Origin of the sequence: Streptomyces durhamensis, from assembly GCF_000725475.1 — a bacterium.
Classification (GTDB): domain Bacteria; phylum Actinomycetota; class Actinomycetes; order Streptomycetales; family Streptomycetaceae; genus Streptomyces; species Streptomyces filipinensis.
Genome location: NZ_JNXR01000106.1, coordinates 1 through 464, shown reverse-complemented (window position 1 = coordinate 464; position 464 = coordinate 1). Strand labels below are relative to the sequence as shown.

The window sequence follows — 464 nt, the reverse complement described above, 5'->3', positions numbered from 1 at the left end:
GCCTAGCGCTCTTCCTCGTCAGTCTGCCAGCTCGGGACCAGGGCGTGGCCGTCGAAGAGTTGGAGAACTGGCGAACCGGCCTCTACATGACGATCTACAGCGTCCCAACGCCTGTCGCGGAGATACTCATACTTGCAATCTCGGCGGGTCTGATCCGTGAACGATCAACGAGCGCACGAGTGTTCTTAGGGGTCGTGGTTTTCCTAGCCGCGGCCCCCAGTACCTTCGACCATCTCTCGCGAATGGCCGTCGGGTGGTTCCTGTCGTTCGGCGTCCACAACGGCTTAACGGATGCACGCGCCGAATCCAACGACCTGTTCTTTCTGCCGGTAATGGCAGCTCTCGCAGTCCTCGCATTCCCTTCAATCTTCACGTCTATACGAATCCACCGTGGTCGTGACTCGGCCGCGGTCGCCGTTAAGGTGCTGGGCCCGATGTGGTCTGCGCTCACTAACACGCTGCCC

1 protein-coding gene is annotated in these 464 nt (G+C 60.3%); it reads left to right on the top strand.

The features are described from left to right. Window positions 1-44: 44 nt before the first annotated feature. The coding region (locus IO33_RS0141970) for a hypothetical protein (RefSeq protein WP_209439021.1) at window positions 45-464 on the top strand (420 nt) is incomplete at its 3' end.